This is a genomic window from Streptomyces sp. NPDC018263 (assembly GCF_055562575.1).
This window is the reverse complement of sequence record NZ_JBVHFA010000001.1, coordinates 168,374-182,771: the sequence shown is the minus strand read 5'-3', so window position 1 is coordinate 182,771 and position 14,398 is coordinate 168,374. Positions and strand designations below refer to the sequence as shown.

The window sequence follows — 14,398 nt, the reverse complement described above, 5'->3', positions numbered from 1 at the left end:
CCGACAGCCGGCACGGGGAAGGGCTTTCCACCGCCGAGCCGCCGAGGGTCTTCGGGGCCTGGGGCGCGTGGCGTGGGCACCGCCGGCTGTGAGAGGGACGGGAATGGAACCGACCGAGAGCGCCGCCCCCGGCTCACGGCTGCGCCTGCGCCGCCGCGCGGGCGCGTGGCGGGGGAACCGGTGGACCGGACACGGCAAGGACCGCGCGGGACCCGACTCCGGCGCCGACGGCGCCGATCCGCACGCGGCAGTGGTCCTCGCCGCCGATCTCTCCTCGCAGCCGGGCGGCCAAGGGCGCGTACGGATACCCACGTTGCCCGCCGCCCTCGCCGGGGCGGCCGCGCTCGCGCTGGGCGCCGGGCTCTACGGCGCCTTCAGCGGTGGCCACGCGCTCTTCCCCGCCGGTACGGCCGGGTGGGCACTGGCGCTGCTCACCGGGCTCGTCGTCGGCCATCTCGTCATGCTGGGCCGGGCCCGCTGGGGCGGCGGCACCGCCTCCGGCGCCGCCCTCACCCTGGCCACCCTGCTGCTGTACGGCTGGGTCCCGGCCGGACTGGTCAGCCTCACCGTCGTCGTCCTGGTCGGCGCCGCCCGGCGCAACTGCCGCCGCGAGGGCCTGCTGCACGGCGCGGTGGACATCCTCGCCATCGGCGCCGGTGCCCTGGTGCTCGGCGCCTTCGGCCGGGTGGGCAGCGTGGAGGAGCCCTGGCGGCCGGGCAGTTGGGGACTCGGCACCGTCCCCGAGGTGATGCTCGCCGCGGGCGCCTACCTCGTCGTCAGCCGGGGTCTGCTCTGGTACCTGCACGCCCCGCGCGGGGGCGGGGTGCCCACCGTCGCCCGGACCGCGCTGGTCCGGCAGGGCCTCGTCGCCGTCGCGCTGCTCGGCATCGCGCCGCTGGTGTGCGTGGTCGCGGACGCCCGGCCGGTGCTGCTGCCGCTGTTCGTCATCCCGCTGATCGCGCTGGACTCCACCCTGTGGATGGCGCGGGCCCGCGCGGAGGAGCAGTTGCGCGACCCGCTGACCGGGCTGCCCAACCGGCAGTGGCTGCTGGAGCGGATCTGGACCGCGCTGGACGACGCCGAACGCATCGGCGCCCGCTCGGCGTTGATGCTGATAGACCTCGACCGCTTCCGGTCGGTCAACGACACGCTCGGCCATCTCGCCGGTGACCGGCTGCTGTTGCAGATCGCGGACCGGCTCCAGAACGCCCTCCCGGACGGAGCGGAGGCCGCGCGCCTCGGCGGGGACGAGTTCGCCGTCTTACTGCCGGTGGCCGACTCCACCACGTCGGCCACCCGGGTCGCGCGCGGGCTGGTCACCGCGCTCGGCTCGCCCCTCGACCTCGACGGACTCACGCTCGTGCTGGAGGCCAGCGCGGGCGTCGCCGTCTTCCCCGACCACGCGCTGGACGCCGAGGGCATGCTGCGCCGCGCGGACGTGGCGATGTACCAGGCCAAGCGGGACCGCTCCGGCGTGGAGGCGTACGAGTCCAAGCGGGACTCCAACACCCCCGACCGGCTCGCCCTGCTGGGCGATCTGCGCCGGGCGCTGGACGCCCGCGAGGTCCAGTTGCACTACCAGCCCAAGGTCCGCTTCGACGGCCAGGTGGCCGGCCTGGAGGCCCTGGTGCGCTGGGTGCACCCGGAGCGGGGCAAGGTCCCGCCGGACGAGTTCATAGCGATAGCCGAGTCCTCCGGGCTGATGCCGCACCTCACCGAGTACGTGCTGGAGACCGCCCTCGCGCAGGTCGCCCGCTGGCGCGAGCAGGGGCTCCGGGTGCCGGTCGCGGTGAACGTCTCCCCGCGCGACGTGCACAGCCCCGGCTTCGCCGGCTCCGTCGCCGCCCGGCTGGCCCGGCACGGGGTCCCGGCGGGGGCGCTGCAACTGGAGATCACCGAGCACGTGCTGCTGGAGGACCCCCAGCGGGCCGCCGACACCCTGGCCGCGCTCGCCGGACACGGCGTGAAGATGTCCCTGGACGACTTCGGCACCGGCTACTCGTCCCTGGTCCACCTGCGCCGGCTGCCGGTCAGCGAACTGAAGATCGACCGCTCCTTCGTCGCCCGGCTCGCGGTCGACGCCGAGGACGCGGCGATCGTGCGCTGCACGGTCGACCTCGCGCATTCGCTCGGCCTGGTGGTCGTCGCCGAGGGCGTGGAGGACGACGAGACCTGGGAGCACCTGCGCGACCTGCGCTGCGACGCCGTACAGGGGTGGCTGGTGGCCGCCGCGATGCCGCCCGAGGAGACCACGGCCTGGCTCCAGGCCCGCGGCTCCCGCGGCTGGCAGCGGCCCCGCGCGGCCCTGCCGGCGGGGGAGTAGCCCCCGGCTCAGGCCGGGGGAACGTTTCCCCCTGACGATCACCACGCCGGGCCGCGGGGCCCTTGGCCGGGGGCCCGTGGGGAAACCGTTTAACGGTGACCGGCCCCCGCCCCATAGGATTGGGGCCAAACCACACTCACTCACCCCAGAGGATCGCTGCATGCCTGGCATCACGCGCGAGGAGGTCGCCCACCTCGCCCGGCTGGCGCGTCTGGAGCTGAAGCCCGAAGAGCTCGACCACTTCGCCGGCCAGCTCGACGACATCATCGGCGCGGTCGCCCGCGTCAGCGAGGTCGCCGACCAAGACGTACCGCCGACCTCGCACCCGCTCCCGCTGACGAACGTCATGCGGGCGGACGAGGTCCGTCCCTCGCTCACCCCCGCGCAGGCGCTCTCCGGCGCCCCCGCCCAGGAGCAGCAGCGTTTCAAGGTGCCGCAGATCCTGGGGGAGGACTAAGAAGTCATGACCGACATCATCAAGCTCACGGCCGCCGAGACCGCCGAGAAGATCGCCTCCGGCGAGCTGACGGCCGTCGAGGTGACCGAGGCACACCTGGCGCGCATCGAAGCCGTCGACGAGAAGGTGCACGCCTTCCTGCACGTCGACCGCGAGGGCGCCCTCGCCCAGGCGCGCGCCGTGGACGCCAAGCGCGCCCGCGGCGAGAAGCTCGGCCCGCTGGCCGGCGTCCCGGTCGCGCTGAAGGACATCTTCACCACCGAGGGCGTGCCGACCACGGTCGGCTCGAAGATCCTCGAAGGCTGGCTCCCGCCGTACGACGCGACGCTCACCAAGCGGCTGAAGGCCGCCGACGTGGTCATCCTCGGCAAGACCAACATGGACGAGTTCGCCATGGGGTCCTCCACCGAGAGCAGCGCCTACGGCCCGACCGGCAACCCCTGGGACCTCACCAAGATCCCCGGCGGCTCCGGTGGCGGTTCCGCCGCCGCGCTCGCCGCCTACGAGGCCCCGCTCGCCATCGGCACCGACACCGGCGGCTCCATCCGCCAGCCGGCCGCCGTCACCGGCACCGTCGGCGTCAAGCCGACCTACGGCTCGGTCTCCCGCTACGGCATGGTCGCCTTCTCCTCCTCCCTGGACCAGGGCGGCCCCTGCGCCCGCACGGTGCTGGACACGGCCCTGCTGCACGAGGTCATCGCGGGCCACGACCCGCTGGACTCCACCTCCATCGACGCCCCCGTACCGCCGGTCGTCGAGGCCGCGCGCAACGGCTCGGTGGCGGGGATGCGGGTCGGCGTCGTCAAGCAGTTCCGCGGCGAGGGCTACCAGGCCGGTGTCCTCCAGCGCTTCGACGAGTCCGTCGAGCTGCTGAAGGAGCTGGGCGCCGAGATCGTCGAGCTGGACTGCCCGTCCTTCGACCTCGCGCTGTCGGCGTACTACCTGATCGCGCCGTCCGAGTGCTCGTCCAACCTCGCCCGCTTCGACGGCCTGCGCTACGGCCGCCGCGTCGGCGACGACGGCACCCACTCGGCCGAGGAGGTCACCTCGCTCACCCGTGAGGCCGGCTTCGGCGCCGAGGTCAAGCGCCGCATCATGCTGGGCACGTACGCCCTCTCCAGCGGCTACTACGACGCCTACTACGGCTCCGCGCAGAAGGTCCGCACCCTCATCACGCAGGAGTTCGAGAAGGCGTTCGAGAAGGTCGACGTGATCGTCTCCCCGACGACGCCGACCACCGCCTTCCCGATCGGCGAGCGCGCCGACGACCCGATGGCGATGTACCTCGCGGACCTGTGCACCATCCCGACGAACCTCGCGGGCAACGCGGCCATGTCGCTGCCGTGCGGTCTCGCCCCGGAGGACAACCTCCCGGTGGGCCTCCAGATCATCGCCCCGGCGCTGAAGGACGACAGGCTGTACAAGGTCGGCGCCGCCGTCGAGGCCGCCTTCGTGGAAAAGTGGGGTCACCCGTTGATCGAGGAGGCACCGTCGCTGTGAGCGCACTGAACAAGGCCAAGGGCTTCAAGCAGTCGAGGTCCGGCACGTACCTGTCCATGGCCGGCACCGCGTTCAGCGCGGTCGGCGTGGCCAAGCAGATCAAGAAGGCCCGGTCGGAGCGCGACACCCTGCGCCTGATCGACGCCGCCGCGTCCGCCGTCGCCATCGTCACCGGCCTCGCCATCCTCTACCGCGAGCTGAAGCGGCTGGGCGACGACGACGTCCTGCTGGGCTGAGAGGGAAGTTTTCACCGTGACCACCACGACCGACCTGGTGTCGTACGAGGACGCGCTGTCGTCGTACGACCCCGTCATGGGCCTTGAGGTCCATGTCGAACTCGGCACCCACACCAAGATGTTCTGCGGCTGTTCGACCGAGCTGGGCGCCGAGCCCAACTCGCAGACCTGCCCGGTCTGCCTCGGCCTGCCCGGCGCGCTCCCGGTCGTCAACGCGACCGGCGTCGAGTCCGCGATCAAGATCGGCCTCGCGCTGAACTGCTCGATCGCCGAGTGGTGCCGCTTCGCCCGGAAGAACTACTTCTATCCGGACATGCCGAAGAACTTCCAGACCTCCCAGTACGACGAGCCGATCGCCTTCGACGGTTACCTCGACGTGCAGTTGGAGGACGGTGACACCTTCCGCGTGGAGATCGAGCGCGCCCACATGGAGGAGGACACCGGCAAGTCGACGCACGTCGGCGGCGCCACCGGCCGTATTCACGGCGCGTCCCACTCCCTGCTGGACTACAACCGCGCCGGCATCCCGCTCATCGAGATCGTCACCAAGCCCATCGAGGGCGCGGGCGAGCGGGCCCCCGAGGTCGCGCGTGCCTACGTCCGCGAGCTGCGCGAGGTCATCCGGGCCCTCGGAGTCTCCGAGGCGCGGATGGAGATGGGCCAGATGCGCTGCGACGTGAACCTGTCGCTGCGCCCGCACGGCCGGGACAAGTTCGGCACGCGCTCCGAGACGAAGAACGTCAACTCGCTGCGCTCGGTCGAGCGCGCCGCCCGCTTCGAGATCATGCGCCACGCGGCCGTGCTCGACGGCGGCGGCACGATCGTCCAGGAGACCCGCCACTTCCACGAGGACACGGGGTCCACGACCTCGGGCCGCGTGAAGGAGGAGGCCGAGGACTACCGGTACTTCCCGGAGCCCGACCTCGTCCCGGTGGCGCCCTCGCGCGAGTGGGTCGAGAAGATCCGCGCCGCGCTGCCCGAGCTGCCGCTGGCCCGCCGTACCCGCCTGCTGGCGGAGTGGGGCATCTCGGCCACCGACATGCAGTCGATCACCAACGCCGGTGCGCTGGACCTGATCGTCGCCACCATCGACGCCGGTGCCGACGCGGCCTCCGCCCGCAAGTGGTGGATGGGCGAGCTGGCGCGCAGCGCCAACGAGTCCCAGAAGGCGCTGGACGAGCTGGCGATCACGCCGGCGCAGGTCGCGCGGGTCACCGAGCTGGTGAACTCCGGCGACCTGAACGACAAGCTGGCCCGCCAGGTCATCGAGGGCGTCCTCGCTGGTGAGGGCACGCCGGACGAGGTCGTGGAGAAGCGCGGCCTGAAGGTCGTCTCCGACGAGGGTGCGCTGACCACCGCCGTTGACGAGGCCATCGCCGGCAACCCGGCCATCGCGGACAAGATCCGCGGCGGCAAGGTCGCGGCGGCCGGCGCGCTGGTCGGCGCGGTCATGAAGGCCACCCGTGGCCAGGCCGACGCCGCCCGCGTCAAGGAGCTGATCCTGGACCGGCTGGGCGTGAGCGAGGGCTGAGTCCCGCGCCGAGACGTGGCCCCGGAGGTGAAGTCCTCCGGGGCCACGGTCGTTTCCGGGGGCCGCGACGAGGCACCCGAGGCGGAGGCGCTACGCTCGCCCGCCATGAGTGGACGTACCGATTCCGTCGCCGGACCCGCCGAGGCCGAGGAGGCGGAACGGGCGGAGCCCGTCATACGGCACGAAGCCGAAGCCGAAGACGAAGACGAAGCCGAGTACGCCGAGTACGCCGAGTACGCCGAGTACTACGAGGAGGCCCGCCACGCCCGCCGGCTCGCCACCGGCACCGGCGGCCTCCTCACTCTCGCCGGGGTCGCCGCCGCCCTGCTCCGCCTGACCGGTCCCGCCCCCGCCCTGGTCCCCGCCGCGTACGCCACCGGCGCCGCCGTCTGCACGGCCGCCGCCGTCCTCGGCGCCCGCGGCCGCACCCGCCGGGCCCTCTGGCTGCTGATCGCCGGGACGATGATCATGGCCCTCGGTGACCAGTTCGACTGAGCCCGTGAAAGGCTCGGCCACCGGACCGCGGGGAAGGGACCACAGCACGATGTACGCGACACCACTGGGCGTGGACGGCGCCGAACTGCGCCCGATGGAGGTCTGGCACGCGCCGGAGTTCTTCGCCAATATCGACGCCGAGCGCGAGTTCATCGGCCGCCACGTCGGCCTGCCGGACGTGGTCCCCGACCTCGACGGCGCCCGCGCCTTCCTCAAGCGGTACGCCGACAAGCGCGCCACCGACACCGGAAGCCTGCACGGCATCTGGCTGGACGGCACCCTGGTCGGCGGCCTGATGTTCCGGCTGTGGGACAACGAGACCGGTGTCGCCGAGGCCGGCTGCTGGCTCGTCCCCGGGGCGGGCGGGCGCGGGCTGGTCACGCGGGGGATGGAGATCCTGCTCGACTGGGCCTTCGGCGAGCGCGGCATGCACCGTGTGGAGTGGCATGTGGCCCCCGGCAACCAGCCCAGCGTCAATGTGGCCCGGCGCCTGGGCATGAGCCGCGAGGGCGTGCTCCGCGAGAACTACCCGCACCGGGGCGTGCGCACCGACACCGAGGTCTGGGCGGTGCTGGCCCCCGAGTGGCGCGCGGCCCGCCAAGCCCCAGCGCACGGGCGTTAAGGCGCCTCTCAGACTCCGTCCGTACGGTGCCGGGCATGGCTACGAAGACAGCGGAAGGCGCCGGGACCGAGACCGGCGCACAGCACGACGAGACGGTGGCGGAGGCCGCCGTGACCGAGGAAGCCCAGGCACCCGAGCAGCAGGAGACCGGCGAGGAGACGGCCGCCACCGAGCCGCGCCGCGCGTCCGGGGTCGGCCAGGGCGCCGGTGCCGTGGTGTCCGCCGCGCTCGGCCTGGTCTCGCTCAACGGCGGCTGGATCGGCACCGTCGCCTCGGCCCGCGCCCAGCTCATGGGCCAGCTCAAGACCTCGTCCCAGGCGGGAGTCGCCCAGCAGATCAAGGCGGTCTACGGCGACGCCTGGCACGCCACCGCCCTGTGGGCCGGCCTCTTCGCGGTGGCCGCGCTGGTCGTGGGCGTGGCCGTGCTCGTCCGCCCCGCGTTCGGCGCGCCGGGCCGCCCGCAGGCCCCCTGGATCAAGTCGGTCGCGTGGGGCGGTGTCGCGCTCGGCGTCATCGGCCTGCTGCTGGCCGCGCTGAAGTACTCCGACGCGCTGCTCGGCCTGCCCTCGGCGGGCTGACCGTACGAGCGGGGGCGGTGCCGCACCGCCCCCGTCAGCGGACCCGCAGCTCCAGCAGCCGGTCGTCGCCCTTCTCCGGCTCGCCCCGGCCGTCGGTGTTGCTGGTCAGCAGCCACAGCCGGTCCTTCCCCGCCGGGGCCACCGTGCGCAGCCGGCCGTACTCGCCGTCCAGGAACGCCTGCGGCGGGGCCGACGCCGAGGTCGAGCGCAGCGGGACGCGCCACAGGCGCTCGCCCCGGAGCCCGGCCATCCAGATCACGCCGTCCACGTAGGCGATACCGCTCGGGGACGCGTCGTCGGTGTGCCACTGGGCCAGCGGATTCTGGTAGCGCGGGTCGGTGCCCTTGCCCTCGGTGCCGGGCCAGCCGTAGTCGCCGCCCGGCTTGATCGCGTTCAGCTCGTCCCAGGTGTCCTGCCCGAACTCCGAGGCGAACAGCCGCTGTCGGGCGTCCCAGGCGAGGCCCTGCACATTGCGGTGGCCCCAGGAGTACACCGGGGAGCGGCCGAGGGGGTTGCCCGGCGCGGGCTCGCCCTCCGGGGTGATCCGGAGGATCTTCCCGCCGAGTGACTTCTTGTCGGGGGCCAGCCCGCTGTCGCCGCCCTCGCCGGTGCCGATGTACAGCATGCCGTCGGGGCCGAAGGCGATCCGGCCGCCGTTGTGGATGTGGCCCTTGGGGATGCCCTTGAACACCGTGTCCGGGGCGCCCAGTTGATCACCGGGCGCCCGCTTCTCGTCGTACCGGACGCGGACGACGCGGTTGTCGGAGGCGGAGGTGAAGCAGGCGTAGACCATGTGGTCCGAGGCGAAGCCGGGGGAGAGGGCGATGCCCAGCAGGCCGCCCTCACCGGCGGGCTCGACCCCGGAGATCCGGCCCACCACCGTCTTCTTGCCGGTCTCGGCGTCGATCCGGGTCAGGGTGGCGTCGTCGCGCGAGGAGACCAGCAGGTTCCCGTCGGGCAGCGGGGCCAGCCCCCACGGGCTCCTCAGGCCCTCGGCCACCGTCCGCAGCACCTTCACCGAGCCCTTGGCCGGCGGGGCGGTCTCGGAGGGTGACTGCGCCGTGGCGGTCACCGTGCCTCTGGAGGGCGATCCCCGCCCGGCACCCCCGTCCGAGGAGCAGCCCGCGGCCAGCAGCAGCGCGGTCGCGGCGAGTACGGCGGGCACGGTTCGGCTTCGCACGGTCATGGTCCCTCCGGAAGGGGTCGCACCGACACTGCTACCCCACCAGACGCGCACCGTGCGCGTCCCCGGTTCAGTCCCACGATCCCAGCGCCGGGGGCAGCGCGGCCACCTCGGCGAGGTCCTCGGGGGTCAGCCGCAGCGCGGCCGCCGCCGCGTTCTCCCGCGCCCAGCGCTCCCGCTTGGTGCCCGGCAGCGCGATGACCTGCGGTCCCTGGGCCAGCACCCAGGCCAGCGCCACCTGCGCCGGGGTGACGTCCTCGCCGTGCCGCCGCGCGACGCGCCGGAGCCCGGCCACCAGGGGCTGGTTGGCCGCCATCATCTCGGCCGTGAAACGGGGGTGGCGGGCGCGCAGATCGTCCGGTTCGAAACCCTCGCCGGGGGTGAGGGTCCCGGTGAGGAAACCGTTCCCCAGCGGCATCGCCGCGAGGAAGCCGATGCCCCGCTCCGCGCACCAGGGCAGCAGCGCGGTCAGCGCCTCCGGCGACCACACCGACAGCTCCGCCTGCACCGCGCTCACCGGGAACACCTGCTGCACCCGCCGCAACTGGCGCAGCGTGCCGTCGTACAGCCCGGACCCCGGGCGGCGGCCGCCGCGCGCGCCGACCGCGCACAGGCCCAGCGCCCGTACCTTCCCGGCCCGCACCAGGTCCGCCATCGCGCCCCAGGTCTCCTCGACCGGGACCTCAGGGTCGGCGCGGTGCAGTTGGTACAGGTCGATCACATCGGTCTGGAGACGGCGCAGCGAGGCGTCGCAGGCCCGCTTCACATAGCCGGGGCGCCCGTTGGCCACGATGTGCTGATCGCCCACCAGCAGCCCGGCCTTGGTCGACACGAAGGCGTCCGCGCGCCGCTCCTTCAGCACCCGGCCGAGCAGCAGCTCATTGGTGAACGGGCCGTACATGTCGGCCGTGTCCAGCAGGTCCGACCCGAGGTCCAGTGCCCGGTGCACGGCCCTCAGCGACTCCTCGCCCCGCTGCCGCGACCCGCTGTACGCCCAGCTCATCGGCATGCACCCGAGCCCCACGGCCCCCACCGAGAGCGCCCCCGTGCCGATCCTCCTGCGCTCCACCTGCCGCGACCCTTCCTTGCCGAGGCTCCCAACCTAACGTCTGCGTCCCCGCTGCCTGAACTAGCCTCCTGACCATGACCCGAGACGTCTGGCTGCCGCTCCCGCCCGAGGAGATCAAGGGGCTCCCCGAGGGGCCGAACTACCTGTTCTGGGACGGGGAGCAGCGGGAGTTCCCCGGTGATCCGGCCGAGTGCGCGGTGTACGTGGTGCCGTACATGCGGCGCGAGCCCGTGAAGGTGCGCCCGCTGAAGGCGATGACGGGGCTCCAGGTGATCCAGACGCTCACCGCGGGCGTGGACGACATCACCGGCAACCTCGGCCTGATCGCCCCCGGTGTGCGGCTCTGCAACGCCCGCGGCGTCCACGACACCAGCACCGCCGAGCTGGCCCTCACCCTCACGCTGGCCTCGCTGCGCGGGATTCCGGGGTTCGTGCGGGCGCAGGAGGAGGGGCGCTGGCAAGGGGAGTTCCGGCCCGCTCTGGCCGACCGGAACGTGCTCATCCTCGGCTACGGCGCCATCGGTTCCGCCATCGAGGACCGGCTCGCGCCCTTCGAAGTGGAGCGCGTGACCCGGGTGGCGCGCTCCGGGCGCACCACCGCGCGCGGGGTCGTGCATCCGCTCACCGAACTTCCCCGACTGCTCCCGGACGCGGACGTGGTGATCCTCGCGACACCCCTCACCGACGAGACGCGGGGCCTGGTGGACGCCGCCTTCCTCGCCCGCATGAAGGACGGCGCCCTGCTGGTGAACATCGCGCGCGGAGCGGTGGTCGACACCGGCGCCCTGCTCGGCGAGGTGGAGAGCGGGCGCCTCACGGCAGCGCTCGATGTGACCGACCCCGAACCGCTGCCGCCGGGGCACCCGTTGTGGCGGGCGCCGGGCGTACTGATCACCCCGCATGTGGGCGGCCCGAGTTCGGCGTTCCGGCCGCGCGCCGAGCGGCTCCTGGTGGACCAGTTGACCCGGTTCGTGAACCATGAGCCACTGCGCCACGTGGTCCTCACCACCGGGGCGTGAGCCGCTCGGCGCCGCTTGTCGGGCACCCTCCGCGACCCTCCGGGCGCGGTGTGTGCCCGCATAGTCGCTGGTCGTCACGGAGAGTAGAGAAGCTATGTCCCTGAGTGACGATCCTGGTGTATCGTCCCGACAGGGGTGCGCCGCCGACCGATCGGCGCCGGGGACGAACATTTCAGCTCTGTGAGGGGGGCGACGGGCGATGCACGGCCTATGGACGAACGATCCGACGCGGCGGAGCCGCCGACGGCGACCCTGGCGCACGACCGCGCGCAGGCGCGAGCGGCCGATGAGCCGGCACGCCCTGCACCCCCGGCCGGGCGCCCGGCACAGGCATCCGCACCGGCCCCCGAGGGTCACCGGCGCGAGCCGCACCGGGAGGGCGCGGTGAACGCGCCGCCGGTGACCACGACCGCGCTCGAAGGGGCGCCCCGCGCGCCGCAGCAGGCCGTCCGCACGCCCCCCACCCGGCCACCGGCAGCGGCCGGCGACGGATCGCGGCTGACCCAGCAGCTCGCCCTCGCCCTGATCTGCGCGGCCTACGCCGTCGGCTCCGCCTTCGACTGGGGCAATGGGCAACTCGCGCTGTTCATGGGTGACTTCGGGCTCAGCGCGGCGGCCGGCACCGCCGCCGTCTCCTGCTTCCTCTACGCCCGCACCCGCCGCGTCCGCTTCCGCCCCGCCTGGCTGCTCTTCGCCCTCTCCTCCGCGATGGCCGCCCTGGGCAACGCGGTCTGGGGGTGGTACGAGGTCGTCCTCGAACGCCCCGTACCGAGCCCCAGCTACGCCGACCTGTTCTTCCTCTGCTTCGCGCCGCCCGCCATCGTGGGCCTGCTGGTCCTCGCCAAACGCCCGGTGAGCCGGGCCGGCTGGATCTGCCTCACGCTGGACGCCTGGCTCATCGGCGGTTCGCTGCTCACCCTCTCCTGGAGCCTGGCGCTCGCCCAGACCGCCCGGATCGACGGCCCGAGCGTCGAGCACACCGCCCTCTCGCTGGCCTACCCGCTGCTCGACATCGTCCTGGTCAGCATGGTGCTCGCGCTGCACTTCCGGCGCAGCCCGGGCAACCGCACCGCCGTCAACACCGCGATCGGCGCCCTCGCGCTCACCGTGATGTGCGACGCGCTCTTCACCTCCCCGCTGCTGCACAGCAGTTACCGCTCCGGGCAACTGCTGGACGCGGGCTGGTTCGCGGGCTCCCTGCTGCTCGCCTACGCCCCCTGGGCCGCACCCAGGGGGCGCGAGGGCGACGGGGGCGCGTCCGAGACCCGCCGCGCGCACGAGCGCGTGCCGGGCCAGCGTGTTCCGTCCACCGCGCAGCCGCACCCGCCGGGCACCGAGGGCCACCGGTACCCGTCCGGACGGCCGCTCACCGGCTCGCTGGCCGCCCTCACCCCGTACCTCGCCGCCGCCGTCTGCACGCTGGGCATCCTGTACAACGTGCTCAACGGGCGCCGGCCCGACCACGTGGTGCTGATCACCGCGGGCGCCGTGGTGCTGGCGCTCGTCATCCGGCAGGGCATCATGCTGCTGGACAACATCACCCTCACCCAGGAACTGGCGCAGAAGGAGAACCACTTCCGCTCCCTGGTGCAGGGCTCCAGCGACGTCATCATGATCGCCGCGCCCAACGGCGTCCTGCGCTACGTCTCCCCGGCCGCCGCCGGGGTCTACGGCAGCAGCGCCGAGGCCCTGATCGGCACCGAACTGGCCGCGCTGATCCACCCCGAGGACCTGGGCTGCGTGGTGCACGAGGTGCGCCGCTTCCTGGCCGCCGACCCGCTGGCCGAACCCACCACCCGCATCGAGTGCCGCTTCCGCTCCGGCGGGGGCGGCTGGCTCAACGTGGAGTCCACCGTCAACCGGCACCACGGCGGGCTGATCTTCAACAGCCGGGACGTGACCGAGCGGGTACGGCTCCAGGCCCAGCTCCAGCACAACGCCGAGCACGACCCGCTCACCGACCTGCCCAACCGCGCGCTGTTCACCCGGCGCGTCCAGCAGGCCCTGTCCGGGCGCCGGTCCACCGACCGGGGCGCCGCCCTGCGCGGCACCGCCGTGCTCTTCATCGACCTCGACGGCTTCAAGGCCGTCAACGACACCATCGGCCACCAGGCCGGGGACGAGCTGCTGATCCAGGCCGCGCGCAGACTCCAGGACTCCGTACGCCAGGGGGACACCGCCTCCCGGCTCGGCGGGGACGAATTCGCGGCCCTGATCACCGGCGACGGCACCCGCGACCGCGCCGCCCGCGAGCGGCACATACTGGAGCTGGCCGACCGGCTCCGGCTCACCCTCTCCCAGCCGTACGCCATCGACGGCAACGATGTCCGGGTCAACGCCTCCATCGGCGTCGCCTTCGCCGAACCCGGTCTCGGCGCGGGCGAGTTGCTGCGCAACGCCGACCTGGCGATGTACCGGGCCAAGGCCGGCGGCAAGGGCCGGGTGGAGCTGTACAAGCCGCAGATGCAGCAGGACGTGGTCCGCAAGGCCGAGCTGGCCGGGCGGCTGCGGGCCGCGCTGCACGAGGGCGAGTTCGCGCTGCTGCACCAGCCGGTGGTCTGCCTCAACGGCGGCCGGATCGCCTCGGTCGCCACCCACGCGCGCTGGCGCTCGGCCCAGGGCGTGCTGTTCACCCCGGCCGAGTTCCTGCGGGTGGCCGAGGACGGCGACCGTACGGCGGAGCTGGAGCGCTGGATACTCCAGGAAGCCGTCGAGCAGGCCGCCGAGCGCGCCGCGGGCGGCCTCGTCGTCCCGGTGTCGGTGCGGATGAGCGCCCGGCGGCTGCTGGACCGCTCGCTGCCGCTGGGCTCCATCGAGGCGCTGCTGACCCGGCACGGACTGCCGCCCGGCGCGCTGATCATCGAACTGTCCGGCACCGACCCCCGGATCTCCCAGGACGAGCTGGAGCGCCGTCTGACCGCGCTCAGCCGCCTCGGGGTACGGATCGCGCTCGACGGCTTCGGCAGCGGCCAGGCGGCCATCACGGCGCTGCGCAGACTCCCCGTGGACATCCTCAAGCTCGACCGCGGGCTGATCGAGGGCGTCGTGGAGTCCGCCCGGCTGCACAAGATCACCAGCGGGCTGCTGCGCATCGCGGGCGACCTCGGCCTCCAGACCGTCGCCGAGGGCGTGGACCTGCCGGAACAGGTGGTCGCGCTGCGCGCCATGGGCTGCACCCACGGCCAGGGCATGGCGTTCGCCGGGCCGGTGGACGAGTACCGGCTGCGCCGGGCGCTCGCCTCCGGCCGCTTCCCGGTGCCGCACGCCCCCGCCGAGCCGGTCTTCGCCGGGAAGGGCGCCGGGCTCTACTCCGGGACCCGGTCCACCGTCTTCGGCGGGACGGCACTCCGCTCACATGATGAGACGGCTGTCCCACCCACTTGAC

Annotated in this window: 12 protein-coding genes; 10 read left to right on the top strand and 2 right to left on the bottom strand. The window is 73.4% G+C overall.

The window, feature by feature from the left end; all coding sequences use genetic code 11:
* Positions 1–103 precede the first annotated feature (103 nt).
* The 8 genes from ACZ3HQ_RS00840 to ACZ3HQ_RS00805 all read left to right on the top strand — a co-directional run bounded on the left by ACZ3HQ_RS00840 (position 104) and on the right by ACZ3HQ_RS00805 (position 7,742).
* Positions 104–2,323, top strand: coding sequence for a putative bifunctional diguanylate cyclase/phosphodiesterase (locus ACZ3HQ_RS00840; protein ID WP_467506833.1), 2,220 nt, complete (start codon positions 104–106; stop codon positions 2,321–2,323).
* Between the two features lie 160 nt (positions 2,324–2,483).
* Positions 2,484–2,780 carry an Asp-tRNA(Asn)/Glu-tRNA(Gln) amidotransferase subunit GatC gene (gatC, locus tag ACZ3HQ_RS00835; RefSeq protein WP_018544665.1) on the top strand — a complete coding sequence of 99 codons (297 nt, stop codon included), beginning with the start codon at positions 2,484–2,486 and terminating at the stop codon, positions 2,778–2,780.
* A 6-nt stretch (positions 2,781–2,786) separates the two neighbouring features.
* Positions 2,787–4,280 carry an Asp-tRNA(Asn)/Glu-tRNA(Gln) amidotransferase subunit GatA gene (gene gatA, locus ACZ3HQ_RS00830; RefSeq protein ID WP_467506832.1) on the top strand — a complete coding sequence of 498 codons (1,494 nt, stop codon included), beginning with the start codon at positions 2,787–2,789 and terminating at the stop codon, positions 4,278–4,280.
* Positions 4,277–4,516, top strand: coding sequence for a hypothetical protein (locus ACZ3HQ_RS00825; protein WP_217461720.1), 240 nt, complete (start codon positions 4,277–4,279; stop codon positions 4,514–4,516). Before gatA ends, ACZ3HQ_RS00825 begins: the two co-directional genes overlap by 4 nt.
* 16 nt (positions 4,517–4,532) lie before the next feature.
* Positions 4,533–6,047 (top strand): Asp-tRNA(Asn)/Glu-tRNA(Gln) amidotransferase subunit GatB, encoded by a 1,515-nt coding sequence (gene gatB / locus ACZ3HQ_RS00820; RefSeq protein WP_467506830.1) that lies wholly within the window; start codon positions 4,533–4,535, stop codon positions 6,045–6,047.
* Between the two features lie 105 nt (positions 6,048–6,152).
* Positions 6,153–6,542, top strand: a complete 390-nt coding sequence (locus ACZ3HQ_RS00815) for a hypothetical protein (protein ID WP_467506828.1) — start codon at positions 6,153–6,155, stop codon at positions 6,540–6,542.
* Between the two features lie 49 nt (positions 6,543–6,591).
* On the top strand, positions 6,592–7,164 hold the full coding sequence (locus tag ACZ3HQ_RS00810; protein ID WP_467506826.1) for a GNAT family N-acetyltransferase: 573 nt from the start codon (positions 6,592–6,594) through the stop codon (positions 7,162–7,164).
* A gap of 35 nt (positions 7,165–7,199) precedes the next feature.
* Complete coding sequence (locus ACZ3HQ_RS00805) at positions 7,200–7,742, top strand: hypothetical protein (protein WP_467506824.1); 543 nt, start codon at positions 7,200–7,202, stop codon at positions 7,740–7,742.
* Between the two features lie 34 nt (positions 7,743–7,776).
* On the opposite strand, the gene ACZ3HQ_RS00800 is transcribed toward ACZ3HQ_RS00805, so the two are convergent.
* Both ACZ3HQ_RS00800 and ACZ3HQ_RS00795 read right to left on the bottom strand, forming a co-directional pair.
* Positions 7,777–8,928 (bottom strand): PQQ-dependent sugar dehydrogenase, encoded by a 1,152-nt coding sequence (locus ACZ3HQ_RS00800; protein WP_467506823.1) that lies wholly within the window; start codon positions 8,926–8,928, stop codon positions 7,777–7,779.
* A gap of 67 nt (positions 8,929–8,995) precedes the next feature.
* The gene (locus ACZ3HQ_RS00795) at positions 8,996–9,994 is read right to left on the bottom strand and encodes an aldo/keto reductase (RefSeq protein ID WP_467506821.1); all 999 of its coding nucleotides are present in this window, start codon (positions 9,992–9,994) and stop codon (positions 8,996–8,998) included.
* A gap of 74 nt (positions 9,995–10,068) precedes the next feature.
* Here ACZ3HQ_RS00795 and ACZ3HQ_RS00790 point away from each other — a divergent pair, with 74 nt between their 5' ends.
* The gene (locus ACZ3HQ_RS00790) at positions 10,069–11,013 is read left to right on the top strand and encodes a 2-hydroxyacid dehydrogenase (RefSeq protein WP_467506819.1); all 945 of its coding nucleotides are present in this window, start codon (positions 10,069–10,071) and stop codon (positions 11,011–11,013) included.
* A gap of 384 nt (positions 11,014–11,397) precedes the next feature.
* Positions 11,398–14,397: a putative bifunctional diguanylate cyclase/phosphodiesterase gene (locus ACZ3HQ_RS00785; protein ID WP_467507946.1), complete on the top strand. Its 3,000-nt coding sequence runs from the start codon at positions 11,398–11,400 to the stop codon at positions 14,395–14,397.
* Position 14,398: the final 1 nt, after the last annotated feature.

Excerpts from the sequence above, each read along its gene's own strand:
- ACZ3HQ_RS00840 (WP_467506833.1), top strand. The coding sequence starts at position 104 with ATGGAACCGACCGAGAGCGCCGCCCCCGGCTCACGGCTGCGCCTGCGC.
- gatC (WP_018544665.1), top strand. The coding sequence starts at position 2,484 with ATGCCTGGCATCACGCGCGAGGAGGTCGCCCACCTCGCCCGGCTGGCG.
- gatA (WP_467506832.1), top strand. The coding sequence starts at position 2,787 with ATGACCGACATCATCAAGCTCACGGCCGCCGAGACCGCCGAGAAGATC.
- ACZ3HQ_RS00815 (WP_467506828.1), top strand. The coding sequence starts at position 6,153 with ATGAGTGGACGTACCGATTCCGTCGCCGGACCCGCCGAGGCCGAGGAG.
- ACZ3HQ_RS00810 (WP_467506826.1), top strand. The coding sequence starts at position 6,592 with ATGTACGCGACACCACTGGGCGTGGACGGCGCCGAACTGCGCCCGATG.
- ACZ3HQ_RS00805 (WP_467506824.1), top strand. The coding sequence starts at position 7,200 with ATGGCTACGAAGACAGCGGAAGGCGCCGGGACCGAGACCGGCGCACAG.
- ACZ3HQ_RS00800 (WP_467506823.1), bottom strand. The coding sequence starts at position 8,928 with ATGACCGTGCGAAGCCGAACCGTGCCCGCCGTACTCGCCGCGACCGCG.
- ACZ3HQ_RS00790 (WP_467506819.1), top strand. The coding sequence starts at position 10,069 with ATGACCCGAGACGTCTGGCTGCCGCTCCCGCCCGAGGAGATCAAGGGG.